The sequence below is a fragment of the Candidatus Sodalis endolongispinus genome (genome assembly GCF_018777395.1).
Lineage (GTDB): Bacteria > Pseudomonadota > Gammaproteobacteria > Enterobacterales > Enterobacteriaceae > Sodalis_B > Sodalis_B endolongispinus.
Genome location: NZ_JAFJYC010000001.1, coordinates 1,876,068 through 1,892,657 on the forward strand (window position 1 = coordinate 1,876,068; position 16,590 = coordinate 1,892,657).

Consider the following 16,590-nt stretch of genomic DNA (forward strand, 5'->3'; position numbering starts at 1 on the left):
ATCATGACAAATCTTGACGACGAATATACGCAATTGTTGCGAAAATTATTACCACCCGGCCCAACATGGGATGAAGAAGATCCGCTCATTAAATGGCTAGCCCCTTCACTGGCACAGGCTCATCAACATGCTGATAGCCTGATGATTGAAATTAATCCGGCCCAATCGGTTGAATTAATTAACCGTTACGAAAAATTATGCGGGCTGCCGGATAAATGCCTCGCTAATAGAGCGCAAACGCTAGAAGAAAGACAACAAGTGCTTGATGCCAAGGTGAATACTGTGGGCGGTATTAATGAGGCTTTTTTTAAAAAACAGTTGGAAATATTTGGCTATCCAACAGAAACAATAGAACAATTTTAACATCTTGATAGTACGCCAGATCCGACTTGGGGCGATAAGTGGCGCTATTACTGGCGAGTAAATATTCCTGCTGAAGCGAATGTATGCTGGATTAGCTGTACCAGTTCTTGCAATGAGTCGATTAGGACGTGGGGAGATAGCGCCGTGGAATGTGTTATTGAGCGCCAGTGTCCTTCACATACCCAAGTCATGTTTGCCTACACTAAAGGAGGAAATGATGCATCGAATTGATACCTCTACCGCACAAAAAGATAAATTTGGGCAGGGGAAAAACGGGTTTACCAACGGCGATCCAACTACGGGCACACCGTCAACTAAATTGAATAGTGATATTTGTGATGCGCTACAAGAGGAAGTTTGTACCGTTATCGAGCGTGCAGGTATTCGGCTGAATAAAAGCCATCATGACCAGCTTTATCAGGCGGTGAAAAAATTGTCTGAGGCAGAAGCGAATAAAGCAAAAAACGCGCTGATTGATGGCTCGCCAATAGATTTAAACACGCTAAGCAAGCTCTCAAAAGCATTGGGCAATGACCAGAAATTTACCGAAACGGTGACACAGCAACTCAGTCAAAAGTTAGCCAAAAGTGAAAATGGCGCAGATATCCCCGACAAAACTTTATTCCTTAAAAACCTTGGTTTAATAGAAACGGTAATTAATACGCTTTATCCTATCGGAATAGTCACTTTTTTTTGCTCACAATACAAATTCGAATACCCTATTTCCTAATACAACGTGGCAATATATCGGGGAGAATAAAACCATTCTGCTCGCTAAAACAGATGGGTCTGATTTATTAAAAGTATGGGGAGCTGACACGATAAAACTCACCGAAGCACAATTACCTTCGCATGGACATCCTTTCTCAGGTCAAACGAGTAGTTTTGATTATGGTGAAAAAAGAACGCATAATGCCGGGCGGCACGTACACGAATTTGAGGGGATGATCCGTGATAACTGGAAAGCAGCAGGACAGGCGCACGGATCTTACAATCAATGGCAGTACGGCAAAAAAACAACAAATCAAACCGATGATTATTCTCATATTGTTGTTATTGGATCCCATTATCACGATTTTTCCGGTACCACAAACAAAACAGAAAATAATACCGCTATTAATATCACCAATGCCTCTATTACGTTAATGGGTTGGTATCGAAGTCATTAATATTTATTAAGCTGTTTATTTATAACTCATTGATATAAAGCATCAATCACGATATCCTGTACCAAGCCATAAGCTTAATAAAACTATTGACAATATTCACTGGGGTTCCTTTCCCGGTATTTTTTGTTATCCCGGCAAATGCATGACTGTGGGGGCCGAGATAAGTTGTGTGGACATGGTCACCCGAATGCGTGGTGTTTTCTGTTTGGGTTTTATATAAACCGTGGCCGCCACCATCATCATGTACATCGTTATAACGAAAAACTGAAGTGTATTGATGCACGTGTCCAGCCACATTGTTGGTATTTTTATTACCATAATCGAAAGTATCGGTTCGGGCTGAAAAGTCGTGATGATGGGTAGGCATATTATCGGTTGTGAGCGTGAGGTTATCTGTACCGCCCGTACTCAATACATCACTGCCGTCTTGTTTGGCGAGTCTGATGGTTTTGTTTTCGCCAATGTATTTCCAACTCGTGCCGGGAAAATCGATATTTGGATTTTTAATTTGATTAAATCAGATCACAATCCCTACCGGAAACATAAAATCCAGCAAACCAAGGTTTTACATAATCCAGAAATTGACTAAACTTTAACCAAAATCAGCTATAATAGGGCTTTCAGAGGGATGATAAGGGGCTAAAATGGCAAAAATAGGCTATATGCGGGTGTCAAAAAATGACCAAAACACCGATTTACAGCGAAAAGCACTCATTTGTACAAATTGTGAGCATATTTTTGAGGATAAAATCAGCGAAAAAACTGACAAAAGGCTCAGATTAAAAAGAGGAATAAGTATGGACATAACTTCAGATGGATACCGTGTTTTTTAGTCCTATCATTTTGCCCTCAAACGCACAAATAACGCTGAAGCTACCCATTTAAATAACTGACAACACATTAATACATAAATGTTTTAGTGAAAAACTGACTAAAAATCACCAATCCAAATTTTTATTCAAGGAATATAGACTATGTCTGAAGAAACAAAGAACACTACAACCACAGCCGAAAATCCTTTTATCTCTATGCATTCTAAACAAAAGAATCAGGATATTGAAAAGTCTTTTTTAGATTACTGCACCACAAAAAACATAGGTCAAGATGTATCAGTTGATATAAAAAATATTTATAAACTGGTGTCGCAATACACACATGGTTGATTTAACATTCAGTCAAATTGAACAAAAAATTAAGGAAAGATTTAATAACTTATTGATCAAAGACCTCTTAAATATTTTCGCGGAGTGGAATGAATTGAAGGGCATAAACACATTAAAAATAGAATTCTTGGCTGAAGAACAAAAAAACACATTTGCGCTAATGGTCGTCACCAAGTCCCTGTGATCATTACTATTAATACATTCGATAATGCTTCAAAGCCGATAAATTTGACTAATCAAAAGCTTAAAATCTTGCAAGACAATATAAAAATTGTTGATTATGTGACAGGCCATTCGCTCGAAAGATTCGACCATCAACATGTCGATTCTTTGCTGAATGTGAATCTCAACAAAGAAAACCAGGCTGCTTTGCACGATGCTCATCCTGGGTGGACTTATACTGATAAGAAAGGAAAACTTTGTTTTGATAGCGATGAATTCAGTAACGTAAATCAGATAAAATATTACATACAGTGCGAAAATGTTCACGATAGTAAGCAATTATCTGTAACCGTTATCTTGAATGGGGTTAAATATACCACGGCAAAAAATGGCACTAATGGGTTTGACTCATCTATTGTTTTGTATAGCCAGACAGAAGAAAATATTGATAATTCCGCTATCCGTTTTTATGCCGAGGCCCCCGATAAATTGTCATTAACAGAGAAGGTAAAATATGGGTGGTTAGCAGTAGAGGCAAATATATCTGTTAGTCATACTCAATATTTTTTAAAGAGTGCCAACCCACAAGCACATAAAATATGCTTATATTGAAGGTTATAACAAAAATGAGAAGTAGCATCAATTTAGTAAATATGCTTTCTTCTCTCGATTTCATGGATTTGGCTTTATGAAAAAGAATAATAGATTTCGAGTGGGTTATATATGGCCTGCAAAAAATACAGAAGTAGAAAGAATCGTTACCTTATATATTAAAAGGTCTTATTTTGATAAAGACATAAAAGTGGCTCTACCTGCAGGACAATCTTTCAATAATCCCGAGAGTTACATTACCTTAAGTTTATTAGAATACGTAGATGACGGTCAGTGGTTTGGTACATTTAGTATTTGTGATAAGGAGGTCGATTCTTCTAATTTTGATAAAACCTGGGACACTAATATCACTTTGTATGATGAATATGGTAATAAAGTATTTTTCCATGTCACCCAAAATAGTGATATAGAGAATGAAGAAAACAACGGTAATCAAATAGTATTACATGAAGGTCATCTATAAATCCCCCATTATCTATTCTTATCTGACTAACATGATTTTTAATGACAGTAATAAGGCCATAATCACATAAATTATGGCTAATCGTATGATTAACACTGTCATTATTTTAAGTTGTTTAGCGGTTAGATTATCGCGTATTTTGCAAATTTCACCTGGAGAGTTTACCTTTTTATGTCAACTCCGCAAACTGGGAATTTCTATTCCCAAGCCTTTAATTTTGCATCTGCCTTAGATCACGGGGTAGATCCCAGAACGGGGCTTTTTTATATTAAAATACCCCTAGTAGATTTTCCAGAAAACAGTGTCATCGGTCCTTCTCTAAATCTTTCCATTTTTCATCACCCTTCATATAATTATAATCAAGTATTTGGCAAAGGATTTTTTTAACAGGCCTGTCTTTTTATGACACTAAGAAAAAAGTCCTCACGCTTTCAAACGGAGAGTGTTATAAGGTAGTGGATTTGCCCTCCATTCCTAATGGTTGAGGTTGAGCTTACCATTCAGCAAAAGAAACTTTCGACCTTCCGATTTATAAAATGCGCCGGATTTTATAAAATTTACTATAAATCAGGCCGGATAGAGTATTTAGATAATCCTGATAATAGCAACGATCTCAAATTTGTAAATGAAATATATTCTCCTAACGGTAAAAAGCTGAGTTTACGTTATGATGCTCAGCATAGATTAGTGCACATTAAAAATGAACACGCTGATCTTGTGAGTCTTGTTTATAACAACAACATAAATACGCTTGCCACAATATGGCCGGATAAACCAGAAACGTACCAATTAAATTTTGTATTTGCTAATAATAACTTAATAACACTTAAAAATAGTGCCCTGGACGATAATCTGAATTGGCATTTTTTCTATCAGCGCTTAGATCATTTTTCTAATTTTTACATGATTGATGGCTTGAAGACGCCCATGGGATTGACTGAAAAAGTTATTTATAAAACGCTAATGCAGTTTCCTAGAAAAGCTAATTTACCTAATCTTCCCTGTGTAACACAATACAGAAAAATCCCAGGTATGAGTCAACCTGAGTTAATAAGTGACTACGAGTATTCTGACCTCAATTATTTAGGTTTTAAAAGTTCGGTTGACTGGGATCCTGATAGAGATAATCTTTACGAGATTTTAAGTGCTTATCAGTACCACTCTATTCAAACTCAACAAGATGATAAAGATGCACAAATAACTACACGTCGTGTTTATAATAACTACCATTTGCTTACGGAAGAAGTGGTCACACAGAGAGAGTGTAATATTAAAATAGAAACAGAATATTACGCTGAAAAAAATAAAACTTTTGAGGAACAACCCGCCACCTGTCAGTTACCCAAAAAAACAATCACCACTTACACTAAATCACAAGAGAATATGGAAGAGATTATAGAAACAGAGTTCGATAATAACGGCAACTTAATTAAGAAAAAAGATAATGATGGTAATGTTACTCAGTTTACTTACTATAAAAAAGAAGGTGAACCAGGTTGTTGTCCTGCCGATCCTCTTGGATTTTGTCGGTTTGTAAAAGAGAAATCGTTGACGCCAAATACCATCGAGTTTCCGTCCCCTAAACAATCTAACATATATTCTTATCAAAATTACTCTTTAGAGACGGGTAATCCAATAAGCAGTATGATTTTGCTTAATAACGAATCAGCACGTTGTGATGCTATTAAATGCCTGGATAAAGATTATACATACAAAACCGATGTTCCGACCGACAAATTTTTTTGATGTTTAAACAAAATATCTACAAAACATTACTATACTGAAAATGACTTTTATGAAAATAGCGTCACACTTTCTTTTCAGCGCATCGACGACACGTATTGTCAAGAAGAAACGTTTATTGGATTTGATAGTGAAAAAAGTACAACTTCAACATTGAGGTCACTTTATAGCGGCAAAGTGCTTTCGAGTATTGATAATATAGGCCATCAAAATATATATTACTATGACCCACTTGGACGTGTCACAAAAGTAATTTTTTGTCCTGATACCTCGTATGAAAGCAGTACCACAACCCAATATAACCTGATAAAGGACGAAGAGGATAACATTAAAGAAATTAGCATCGTCGATACGGATATCCGAGAGAATGCACGTAAAACACAGTTCGATAGCCTACATCGTCCAATAGAAGAATACAGGAGCGATATAAGTTCAGACAATATGCCACATTGGTTTAAGATTGCTTCGCAAAGTTATGATGGGTTTGGAAGAAGAAAAACCCAGACGACTTATGACTATCATGTTCCAATAGCGAATCAGCCAGACAATAACACCACGTCTATAGAAAAAATTTTATTATGATAATTGGTGGCAGCATCAATATACGTGTTACTCTGATGGCGTAGAAGAACACAGTGAATATGATCCCATTAAAATAACGAGAACAACTTGGCGTCAGGCGAATGATGCTAAAGAAGGAAGGGAGCGGACTGAATACAATGACCAAGGTCTTCCTATCTCCGTTACCCGTCTACATCCTATCAATAAAGACGGAGTCATCGCTAAGATTAAAAATGACTATGATGGATTAGGTCGTTTATGTCTAAATATTGATGAACTAAACAATACTACCCTGTACACATACGACGAATTGAACCGTATAAAGAAAAAAACGTTTCCTGATGAATCTATCTTAAATTATGAATACACATTTGATACAAACAAGAATAAAAAAATTAATACTATTTTCCTAACAAGCAGTAACTCCCAGAAAAAGCAAACGCTGTGTACAGAGTCTGTTGATTCTTTAGATAGGCGCGTTGAATATTGCTATGATAATAAAACTCATCGTCATGAATATCATGGTGCCTCGAAAGAAATTGCAAAACATATTACCCCACAGGATGAATCGACTTATTTTACATCCAATTTTAATCACAGTTTTCGGGAAGCGCGGACCTCGAATAAAAAAGAAACTTCAGAGATAAATAAAGCCTTTATCAATAGAGGAAATTGTCTAGAAAGTTATCAAAATGCAAAAAAAGACCAAGAATATGACTACAGTGCCGCAGGTGTACTTGAGAAGGAAATTTTTTATGACCCAAAATACCCATTCTAAGCAGGAATTAATCTCGAGGAAAGCAGAGCGCCGCTATTCACTCAGTGTAAAGCTAACAGAATACCTTGATTCGAGCGGAATTAAATACAAATATCAATACGATACATTTGGGAGACATTGTGCTACAAGTTACGCTCTTCAAGAAGAAAAGAGCGAGAAAGAATTATTGACGGTTAAATATGAATATGATGGGCTTTCTCGCCTTCGAAGGCGCCAAGTTTCTGAAAAAAACAGTAAGGGGTATTCTCTTGATCTCATCACTGATTTTAAATACGATGAATCTAATAGAGAAACTTGCCGGCGCTTTTCTCGAAATGGCTACCCGAAAACATGGGTTATAGATTCTCAATATTTATCAAACGGGAAACTACAATCACGTAGTGCCTATATTACTACAGATCCACCTTCTAATAAGGAAGGCGAAAATACAGAAAGATTTAAATATGATAGTTCTGGTCGACTTAACAAATATGAATATATTGTGTCTAATAAGAGTAAAAAATAAATCGATTTTAAATATGATATTTTGGGGAACGTTATAAACCCCTCCCCCGTCATCGAAAAGAAAAATACTACTGGTGCTTTAACCCAATTAAAGTTATCTACTACTGACAATCAATATGACATGGATTATGATGAACTTGGGCGTTTGGTTTAGGTTAAGCAAGATGGCAAACCCAAAATTGCTTATTTTTATGATGCTTATAATAGATTAAAAGCTTATGAAGAAAACAAGAAAATACATCATCTTTTTTACTTAGACAATGAGTTAGTTAATGAGATTGAACAAGACGGCGATAACACGCACCACACGCGTCTTATCAAAGAGTCGGGGGAAACCTTAGCGATTATTAGAGATGATGAAATTAGTCTGGCGATGACTGACGCGATGGGCACTTTACATGATTTATTTTCTAAGGATAAGTAGAAAACGTTTGACTATGACCCCTATGGTGCTTCACCGATTAGAGAGGATTATACCGCGCTTGTTGGTTTTAACGGAGCGCCCGTGGATCCTGTTACCGGTTGGTATCACTTAGGCAATGGCTAGCGAGCATATAATCCTAAATTAATGCGCTTTCACTCTCCAGATAGTTTGACCACCTTTGATGGGGGCGAGCTTTCTCCTTACGGTTATTGTCATGGCGATCCGATTAACCATCTTGATCCGAGCGGCCATCTTAGTTGGCAAGCTTGGATGGGTATCGGTTTAGGGGCTTTCGGGATTGCGGGGGCGTTATTTAGTGCCTGGACGTCTTTAGCAACAGCCGGAGCGTTGATGGCTGCACTGGAAGAAGCTTATATGGCATCATTAATTGCAGGCGGACTGGCCGTCACTGCTGACGTTTCAATGATAGCGAGTGGGATTTTAGAAGAGCGTCACCCCGAGTTAGCCGGTAAATTAGGGGCTGTTGCGATGGTAACAGGCTTAGGGAGTATGGCGGGAGGATTAAAAGCGGTGTTATCCTCTGCGGCTAAAACCGATATGTTAGCCATGTGAATGGGGGCTTTCTCGATGTCAAGTGGAATAGCCAGTTATGCGTTTGAAGAATCTTCCCCAAATTTAGCGTCATTTTTGGGTTCGGCTTCTTTGATAACGGGGTTTGGTGCATTATGATTTTCTGGAATAAGTTTTTTACGCAGGAGAAGCCGTATGGCTGACCCAGAAAGCCAAGCAGGGAGACTAATATTGGGTGAACAAAGTGTTATTACACAGGATCCTTTGGTGATGCCTGAATCAAGAGTACTTGCTGCAAGAGGCCCTAGAAAAAGAAGAAAAAATAAAGAAAATAAACCATTATACACTGTACAGCAGGAGAGACAACCTGTAGTCGTTTTAACGCCTTTATCCGAATCAAGACTAAACTCATTATCCAATAATGCAGAAGAATTTTCACTAGATCAACAACCCGAAAATTTTTGTCAAATAGATTTAATGACAGAAGAAAAAGATAAGATAAAAGGAAAAGAGTTAATAACTTACCATAAGAGAAATAGGACTATATCACTAATAGAAAGCAAAATGGCGAAAGAAAATATAGTGTTAATAGTAAAACAAAAAATTATTTTCTTTTAAAGAAAGGATTACGGGAGGTAAGTATATTAGATTGAAAGATGGAAGAATTTTCGCTCATAAGGAGAATGAAAAAAACGCGTTGGCAGATATAAAATCTTATAACGATAAATATATTACTGAAGAGAAAAACAAGGCTGAGTTATATACAAAAAATATAATCCAAGAACTAGATCGTTCTGATTGGGATAAATTTACTGCAAAAGATAAATATGAACTGGATAGTGGATATTTTTATCAAGCATGGGGAGATTATTATTATGACTACGGAGGTTATACGTTTAATTATTGTGGTAAAATAGATGGTACGTTAGCTATCACTATGCACGGCTTTGGAGATGGTGAGGTTCTTTATTCTGAATATTTAGCTAAACCAGGTAATTGGAAAGAGATTGAGATTAAAAGCGAAATGCCGTTAGATAAAGACTCCTATTTTGATAAAAACGTTGGCTTTAATGTGCCTGTTACTAAATTTGTTGAACTATTAGTAAAGAGACGTTATCTAAACTTAATAAGAGAAGGAAATACCGGAAACGGCCAAATTCGGCTTTTATCTTGCTACTCTACTCGAAAGAGTATAATGGAAGGTAATAAAAAAATGTCACCTGCCCAAAAACTAGCAAACGAAACAAAAAGAATTGTTTATGGATATGGCGATTACACCATAGCTTTTGGTCTATCACTGTCTGGTTGGGAAGTTAAAGGTGTAAGTTCTCACCCAAGAAACTTGGTCTATGACGCTTTTCAATTGGTAAAGATAGATAATAAGACCTTCGAAGAAGATATTAAATTAAAATCATCTGAAGATCAAAATAAATCCAAAGATAGGAGACAAGCATTAATTAAATTCACAAAAAATACAGATGTTTTTAATTACTTACACGATAAATATTTAACAGCTTCAAACGATAGAGACTTTAAGATTACTGTTACAACCGACACAGCACATAAGATGTTTAAACCGTTAAAAAAATACGATCCTGAAACAATAAAAAAGGTACGCTTTTATTCAGACATAAGATAAGCAACTTAATATAAAATAGAATAAAATACTTAAAAGGAAAGAAAACTAATCAAGATATAACGACTCAACTAGCTGAATTAAATAAAATAAAAGAAGAACCAGAATATAAATCTCTTAATGACGTAGAATATCAATATATAGGTTTTACTAAAAATGAACTAAGGATTCTAGATACAGAATGTGGTTCACTCGATATACTCAGTGAGTCTTATGAAGCATTTAATAAAATTTGTGTGTTTCGTAGAGAAAGAGAAAAATACAAAAAATTAAAGGGTGTAGAAAAAAACATTTCCACAGAAAAACTTCCTAAAATTATATTTTTTCCTCAAGAAATAAAAATAAAAAACATAACTATAAATATAGACCCCATTGATCCACTTTTTTCAAAAGGTAATAGCGAGATAGACTATCGTGACAATATAATAAAAAATATTGCAACTGCTCTCAAAACTATAGACAATCACCGCGAAACCCGCGCACAAGAAAATATTAAAGGGGAAAAAGAGGATATCCGAAGAAAAATCATTGAAACTTTTAAAGAAGATAAAACAATTAATGTCAACAAAGAAGAAATAATAAAAGAAATAGAAGAAAATCCTATATCTTAAATTATAATGACCTTAGGAGATAAATATGAAAAAGATAAAAAAAATGAATATATAAATAATATTATGAATATTTTATATAGCCACGCCAATAAATAGATATTTAAGTGGCTGCTCCATAACATTTTCTAATATAGCTCCACTCATTAACAAATGATCAAAATCACTGTTAATGGCTGGCGCCTACTCTATAAATTTTAAAATTCACGACAAGAGCGCGTGATAGGCCCACTGCCCGTTCCTTGTGCTAGATAGGTGGGTGCATCTTGAAGTACGTTGAGCATACAAATATTTTCCAGTTAATCGTACCACACGCACAGACCAAAGTGCCTCCGATGAAAAATAAAAGTGTAATTCCGTCGCACTGACGGAAATAAAAATAGCCCATTATTTATCGCACATTTTAGTTTCAAATATGGTACACGGCAACATCCATAGAATATTAAGTGGGTGGAACTGCCGCTAAAAATACTAGGGTGATGAGGAAATCAAGTTAAAGACATGGGTCGCGACATACTGACTCTACTTAATTGCATCACCACACCCTCCATTCCTACGATTCCACATTCCCCGACTGTTCGTCGTCATGACAAATAGCGCAGCGACTTTATTTTAGCAGAGGTCATTATGATAACCCTGAGAATGGATGATGAGATTTTTAATCTTTCCGAAGCGGCTCAATTTCTTAAAAAATCGCCACGAACTGTACGCAGACTTATTAAAGATAAACGACTTCGTGCAAGTAAATCTGGATATAACGGTGGTGGACAATTCGAGATTTTAAAGTCTTCCTGCCTTGAATATATCCACTATCAGCAACATAATCAGGCCGTGAATGCAGAGAACGGCCGTTCAGAGAGGAAATCTAAATGGCAATCAAACAACGTTATGGCAATTGGTACTGTGATTTCGTTGAACCGGGTGGCAAAAGAATTAGACGCTGCCTTAACACGACAGACAAAAAGCAAGCGCAGGAACTTTATGATGAGATGAAAGCAAGAGCATGGCGGATCAGTACATTAGGAGAAATTCCAGATCATACCTTCGATGAAGCTTGCCTACGCTGGCTAAAGGAAAAACAACACAAGCGAACAATAGATAAAGATAAAGGAAAAATTAGATTTTGGCGTCAGTATTTTTCAGGTCGAAAGATTAGTGAGATCACGAATAATGAATGTCAAGATATTGTTTCAAGGATGAAAAATATAAGAGGTAAAGCAGGTTTTTCATCGCAATCATCAAGGTATGCGCAATTGGCTTTTATTCGTTCCTTACTAAAAATAGCCTCAAATGAATGGGGATGGTTAAAAAATGCACCATATATAAAAGCTCTACCCCCTAGACAATCAAGGATTAAGTGGCTCACAAAAGAGCAAGCCCATGCCTTAATTGATAATGCCGTTGATTATCTCAAGCCAGTAATAACATTTGCTCTAGATACGGGTTTACGAAGATCCAACATTCTAGAATTAGAATGGTCACAGGTTGATTTGGTTCGTAAGGTGGCTTGGATTAAACCATGACCAGTCAAAAAATTTTCGCGCAATTGGCGTTTCGCTCAATGATACCGCTTGTCAAATTATCCATGCTCAGATAGGTAGACATAGGCAGTATGTTTTTGTCAGAGAGCGAAAATTAAACGGCGTGATTGATATGATACCAATGAGAACGGATGCTAACAAAGCATTTAAGTCTGCCATGATGAAAGCAGGGATCGAAGGCTTTCGATTTCGTGTGATCTTGCCCCGCCATCTCCGTACAGCTTTTGTATCTTAAGTTAACAAAGCCCGCTGCCGCCGGTATTCTCTCGGAGAGTGATATCCCAGCGCGCTGTGCGGATGGTTTTCATTGTAATGCGTGAAAGCTGCTGCAAGGTTTCGCAGGGCTGTTCTCGCATCCGGTTTTGGCATGAACTCGATATAGTCTTCCTTCATCGTCTTCACGAACCGTTCGGCCATGCCATTTCTCTGCGGGCTGCTCACCGCTGTTGTGCAGGGCTCCAGATCCAGTTCTCTGGCGAACCTCTGCGTTTCATGCGCGGTATACGCTGAACCGTTGTCCGTCAACCACTGCACCGCTGTATCGGGTAACCTGTCGCCGAAGCGCTTTTCTACCGACCTCAGCATCACATCCTGCACGGTCGAACTGTCGTAGCCTACAGTGCTCGCAGCCCAGTCTATGGCCTCTCTGTCGCAGCAGTCCAGTGCGAAGGTGACCCGCAGTTTTTCACCGTTGTCGCAGCCGAACTCGAAGCCATCTGAACACCAGCGCATATCGCTTTCTGCCACCGCGATCCTGCCCTTATGCTCACGCCTCGGCCGCTCTGGTTTTCAATGTAATAACAGCAGGTTATGCTCACACATGATCCTGTAAAGTCGTTTCGCATTTACCGGCGTCAGTCCCTCTGCGCGACGTTGTTTACGCAGGATGCCCCACACCCGCCGATAGCCGTAGCTGGGCATATCGCTGATGATGTCGAGGATGTCCGACAGTATTTCAGCGTCTGCTTCGTCATTACGCCGGTTACAGCGCCTGTCCTGCCAGTCGGCAGAACGCTTAATCCGCAGTGACAGCGGCGCACGCGACCCGCTCATGGCGCGGCTGACCTGTGCTATTCCCGGCCTTTGGCAACAAGGGCGCGTGCGCTATCCATTTTCGTGACTGGCCGTACTCCACGGCTTCTTTTAGGATCTCAATCTCCATCGTCTTCTTACCCAGAAGGCGCTGGAGCTCCCGGACCTGCTTCAATGCAGCTGCAAGCTCAGAGGCAGGAACAACGTCCTCCCCGGCAGTGAGGCTGCCTTCCTGATATTGCTTTTTCCACTTAAACAGCAGGCTGGGCTGGATACCGTGCAGTCGTGCGAGATGGGAGACATTCATGCCGGGCTCCATCGGTCTGCTGAATAATGGCCATTTTTTCCTGAGGAGTTTTACGTTTACGGACTTCTTGACCTAACAGGATCCCGGTCATATCAAAATTGGCGTTAGTGTTAGACATATATTTAAGCCTATCTCTTATCTGGAGATACAGCTACTGTCTGGTGTTTCAGGGGGATAAATCAGATTTTCCTCAGAAGACGCTTCGGGTGGAACGTTTTGCTCGGGGTCAGGTTTCCCCGCGCTTTCAACCTGTTTAAGCCATATGAGAATACGCATAATCTCTATCAAATCGTTGTCGTTCAACGCGATGAAACTATGCACGGTATAATTCTTATATAAGCGACGCGCCAAGGGTATGCTGCGCCCGACCGGCACGCCCACCTTCTCGGCATAAGCGATGATAGCCCGGGCCTTCATGTTCGTGGCCCGCAAGGTGATGAACGGCAGCATCGCAACGTCAGGATTGAAAAATATACCGAGCGCAATGTGTGTCGGGTTGGCCAGTATCATCTCTGAGGAACGGATCGCCGCCTGCTCCGAACCGCTCAGCAATTCAAAGTGAGCGTTACGCCGCGCAGATTTTATTTCCGGATTACCCTCATTTTCTTTATGCTCTTGCTTCACCTCATGCTTTTCCATTTTCATATCTTTGAATTGGAGGAAATATTCACATAAGCCGTCAAGCAACAGAACAATCAGAGATACGCCGACATAAATAAACACCAACTTCACCGCAAGCTCGGACCAGAGTCGGATGACCTGCCAGATATTGCCGTGATAGGTTGATAGTAGTTCCTTTAGATAATGTGACTAAAAGTAATTTACGCTCACCACAAACACGACCACATAACACAAGGTTTTTACCAATTCTTTCACTGTGCGCAAATTGAATATCCGCTTAAGTCCCTTCACCGGATTAAGCGCATCAAAATTCAGTTTAATTGCCTTGGTGGCCAGTACCGTCCGCGTTTGGAGCAACGTTGAGAAGGTACCCGCAACAAAGCAGACTGCCACGATGGGCAATGTCAGCTTCATAAATAGCATGGCCAAACTGATGAGATAAGCTTGATAACTCAGGCTTTCACCGTTTAAGACCACATTGTTATAAAAGGCGATAAACGGTTGAAAATCCATACCGTAACCCAGATAGGCCATACCGATTACCAATACCACGGTTGTGGTAACATCTTTAACTTTAAATGATTGCCCTTTTTGCGCAGACTCTCTACGCCGTTTCTCTGTGGGCTTTTCTGTTTTCTCCGCCATAATTAACCCCCCACGGCAGGGTGAACAAAGTGATAGAATGGCGTAAGCGTAAATAAGCGCATCAAAGGTCCCGACATCGCGCCGAAACCATAAAGCATGAAAATCGTGAAGGCGATGAAACTTTTCAGCGACAACGACAATGAAAAGGGGTTTAGCTGAGGACAATAGCGGGAAAACACGCCGATGATGATTTCCGATAGCATCAAGGTTATCAGCGTCGGAGCCGCAAGAATGATGCTATTCTCCAACAAAAGGTGCACCAATTTTCCTGCGACGGCCCACTGCGCTCCCAGCAAAGAGGAGACTGAGGGAAAGACGCGATAGCTTTGCACCAGCGCATTCATCAGCAGAATCATCCCTCCCTGCGCCATGAAGATAGCGCCAAAAGCAAAACTGAGGAACGACGACATCGTGGTACTCTGCAGGCCATTAACCGGGTCAATACTGTCGCTGATTGTCGCGCCACGCTGGTTATCGATGACTTCGCCAATCGCGCTGGCAATCCAAAACGGTAAACTCAGCGTCATGGCCAGCATGAGTCCCGTCACACATTCTCTTGCAATGAGGACCAGCCAGCCATGTTCAATATCAGGGATGGTCCGTATGTCAGGCCAAATACCTATCAGCGTGATGAAAATAACCATATTTTTCACGATAAGATGTGACAATATTCGCCCCCCCAGCAGTGGCAGCATCAAAAAGACGATACCTACGCGCACATACGCCAGCATGATAATCATGCTGTTTTCCTGGTAGGCGAAGAATAAACTAATCAGCGGCATAGACGCACTCTATTTACCGAAAACCCATCAGAAATGATTCGGTGGCGAAACGCAATCCATCGTTGGCGAACCAGCCCATAAGCATGAGAAGGCAAGCAAATACCGCGAGCATTTTTAAGCCAAAGGGCAAAGTTTGTTCTTGGATCTGCATGACTGTCTGAAATAACCATACCACTAGCCAGACAATTGTCGCCATCGCGATAGGCACGGCGGAAAGCTTAAGCACAAGGAGCAAGGCAGAATTACCTATATACGCAATTTCACTCATTGTTTAATCAAATCAGCATATTGCAGGATCAGCCCTTTTGTTAATAGCGTCCAACCGTCCATTGCCACAAAAAGGATCAATTTAATAGGTATTGAAATAGTGACCGGACTCATCATCATCACCAGCGCAAGTAATATACTGGAGACCACCATATCAATCACAACGAAGGGAACATACAAAAAGAAGGCAATTTTAAACGCGCTTTGTACATCACTCAGCGCATAGGCCGGCATTAGCGTCATTAAAGACAAAGATGATATATTCTCGTCAGTGCATTCGAGGTCCGTTTCCTGTTCACCGCCGCTTTGTCGATGCTGTGTCTCGCAAAATAAGTGAATTAGTTTTTTATCCGAATAACGCACCAGATAATCTCTATAACTTCCCAAGCCTTAATCGACAAATTGCATTGTAGAATCGATGTTATTGAAATTAGTTTGGTGCGTTTCGATATAGCGGCTGATATTCTGGCATACCGGCATCATGACGAAGGCGGTTAATATCAGTGCAATACCATTAAGCGTGAGCGTTGAGGGAATTTGCTGTATCCCTAGCGCATTGCGTACCATCACCAGTACGATGGAGAATTTGATATAGCAGGTGCCACCCGCAATCACAAAGGGTAACAGGGTGGCGAATGAAAGTAAGGCAATGAGCGTCATGTCGTTGGTGAGCATAGT

General features: G+C 39.5%; 17 protein-coding genes and 6 pseudogenes. 17 read left to right on the plus strand and 6 right to left on the minus strand.

Annotated features, from left to right (window positions below; genetic code table 11):
- Window positions 1-3 precede the first annotated feature (3 nt).
- The 3 genes and pseudogenes from JZM24_RS09080 to JZM24_RS09090 all read left to right on the plus strand — a co-directional run bounded on the left by JZM24_RS09080 (window position 4) and on the right by JZM24_RS09090 (window position 1,532).
- A pseudogene (locus JZM24_RS09080) lies at window positions 4-594 on the plus strand (YmfQ family protein).
- A pseudogene (locus tag JZM24_RS19700) lies at window positions 581-799 on the plus strand (hypothetical protein); the annotation flags it as partial. The pseudogenes JZM24_RS09080 and JZM24_RS19700, both read left to right, overlap by 14 nt.
- Before the next feature lie 508 nt (window positions 800-1,307).
- Window positions 1,308-1,532, plus strand: a complete 225-nt coding sequence (locus JZM24_RS09090; protein ID WP_215669408.1) for a hypothetical protein — start codon at window positions 1,308-1,310, stop codon at window positions 1,530-1,532.
- A 46-nt stretch (window positions 1,533-1,578) separates the two neighbouring features.
- On the opposite strand, the gene JZM24_RS09095 is transcribed toward JZM24_RS09090, so the two are convergent.
- Window positions 1,579-2,040, minus strand: coding sequence for a phage baseplate protein (locus JZM24_RS09095; protein ID WP_376775543.1), 462 nt, complete (start codon window positions 2,038-2,040; stop codon window positions 1,579-1,581).
- 154 nt (window positions 2,041-2,194) lie between these two features.
- Between JZM24_RS09095 and JZM24_RS18560 the strand changes: the two genes are divergently transcribed.
- From JZM24_RS18560 to JZM24_RS09165, 14 genes and pseudogenes are all read left to right on the plus strand, one after another.
- Window positions 2,195-2,365, plus strand: a complete 171-nt coding sequence (locus JZM24_RS18560) for a recombinase family protein (protein WP_376775544.1) — start codon at window positions 2,195-2,197, stop codon at window positions 2,363-2,365.
- Window positions 2,366-2,506: 141 nt separating this feature from the next.
- A complete protein-coding gene (locus tag JZM24_RS09105) occupies window positions 2,507-2,695 on the plus strand; it encodes a hypothetical protein (protein WP_215669411.1) in 189 nt (62 codons plus the stop codon).
- Between the two features lie 180 nt (window positions 2,696-2,875).
- Window positions 2,876-3,469, plus strand: a complete 594-nt coding sequence (locus JZM24_RS09110; protein ID WP_215669412.1) for a hypothetical protein — start codon at window positions 2,876-2,878, stop codon at window positions 3,467-3,469.
- Between the two features lie 76 nt (window positions 3,470-3,545).
- A complete protein-coding gene (locus JZM24_RS09115) occupies window positions 3,546-3,932 on the plus strand; it encodes a hypothetical protein (RefSeq protein WP_215669413.1) in 387 nt (128 codons plus the stop codon).
- Window positions 3,933-4,409: 477 nt separating this feature from the next.
- On the plus strand, window positions 4,410-5,678 hold the full coding sequence (locus JZM24_RS09120) for a hypothetical protein (RefSeq protein WP_215669414.1): 1,269 nt from the start codon (window positions 4,410-4,412) through the stop codon (window positions 5,676-5,678).
- 174 nt (window positions 5,679-5,852) lie between these two features.
- Window positions 5,853-6,257 carry a hypothetical protein gene (locus tag JZM24_RS09125; protein ID WP_215669415.1) on the plus strand — a complete coding sequence of 135 codons (405 nt, stop codon included), beginning with the start codon at window positions 5,853-5,855 and terminating at the stop codon, window positions 6,255-6,257.
- Between the two features lie 289 nt (window positions 6,258-6,546).
- Complete coding sequence (locus JZM24_RS09130; RefSeq protein ID WP_246579922.1) at window positions 6,547-7,014, plus strand: hypothetical protein; 468 nt, start codon at window positions 6,547-6,549, stop codon at window positions 7,012-7,014.
- Window positions 6,992-7,519, plus strand: a complete 528-nt coding sequence (locus JZM24_RS09135) for a hypothetical protein (protein ID WP_215669416.1) — start codon at window positions 6,992-6,994, stop codon at window positions 7,517-7,519. Before JZM24_RS09130 ends, JZM24_RS09135 begins: the two co-directional genes overlap by 23 nt.
- Before the next feature lie 558 nt (window positions 7,520-8,077).
- Window positions 8,078-8,515, plus strand: a pseudogene (locus JZM24_RS09140) (RHS repeat-associated core domain-containing protein); the annotation flags it as partial.
- A 153-nt stretch (window positions 8,516-8,668) separates the two neighbouring features.
- Window positions 8,669-9,091 carry a hypothetical protein gene (locus tag JZM24_RS09145; protein ID WP_215669418.1) on the plus strand — a complete coding sequence of 141 codons (423 nt, stop codon included), beginning with the start codon at window positions 8,669-8,671 and terminating at the stop codon, window positions 9,089-9,091.
- A gap of 31 nt (window positions 9,092-9,122) precedes the next feature.
- Window positions 9,123-10,112, plus strand: a complete 990-nt coding sequence (locus JZM24_RS09150; protein WP_215669419.1) for a hypothetical protein — start codon at window positions 9,123-9,125, stop codon at window positions 10,110-10,112.
- A 233-nt stretch (window positions 10,113-10,345) separates the two neighbouring features.
- Window positions 10,346-10,720: a hypothetical protein gene (locus JZM24_RS09155; protein WP_215669420.1), complete on the plus strand. Its 375-nt coding sequence runs from the start codon at window positions 10,346-10,348 to the stop codon at window positions 10,718-10,720.
- 639 nt (window positions 10,721-11,359) lie between these two features.
- Window positions 11,360-11,710 carry a helix-turn-helix domain-containing protein gene (locus JZM24_RS19705; protein WP_215669421.1) on the plus strand — a complete coding sequence of 117 codons (351 nt, stop codon included), beginning with the start codon at window positions 11,360-11,362 and terminating at the stop codon, window positions 11,708-11,710.
- Window positions 11,593-12,240: a tyrosine-type recombinase/integrase gene (locus tag JZM24_RS09165; protein ID WP_376775545.1), complete on the plus strand. Its 648-nt coding sequence runs from the start codon at window positions 11,593-11,595 to the stop codon at window positions 12,238-12,240. The genes JZM24_RS19705 and JZM24_RS09165 overlap by 118 nt, the downstream gene beginning before the upstream one ends.
- A gap of 249 nt (window positions 12,241-12,489) precedes the next feature.
- On the opposite strand, the pseudogene JZM24_RS09170 reads toward JZM24_RS09165, so the two are convergent.
- From JZM24_RS09170 to JZM24_RS09190, 5 genes and pseudogenes are all read right to left on the minus strand, one after another.
- Window positions 12,490-13,688 (minus strand): annotated as a pseudogene (locus JZM24_RS09170) (IS3 family transposase).
- A gap of 44 nt (window positions 13,689-13,732) precedes the next feature.
- Window positions 13,733-14,863: pseudogene (locus tag JZM24_RS09175) on the minus strand (EscU/YscU/HrcU family type III secretion system export apparatus switch protein).
- Window positions 14,864-14,865: 2 nt separating this feature from the next.
- Window positions 14,866-15,645, minus strand: a complete 780-nt coding sequence (gene sctT, locus JZM24_RS09180; RefSeq protein ID WP_215669423.1) for a type III secretion system export apparatus subunit SctT — start codon at window positions 15,643-15,645, stop codon at window positions 14,866-14,868.
- A gap of 13 nt (window positions 15,646-15,658) precedes the next feature.
- Complete coding sequence (locus JZM24_RS09185) at window positions 15,659-15,913, minus strand: EscS/YscS/HrcS family type III secretion system export apparatus protein (protein WP_215669424.1); 255 nt, start codon at window positions 15,911-15,913, stop codon at window positions 15,659-15,661.
- Window positions 15,910-16,587, minus strand: a pseudogene (locus JZM24_RS09190) (EscR/YscR/HrcR family type III secretion system export apparatus protein). The gene JZM24_RS09185 and the pseudogene JZM24_RS09190 overlap by 4 nt, the downstream one beginning before the upstream one ends.
- Window positions 16,588-16,590 lie beyond the last annotated feature (3 nt).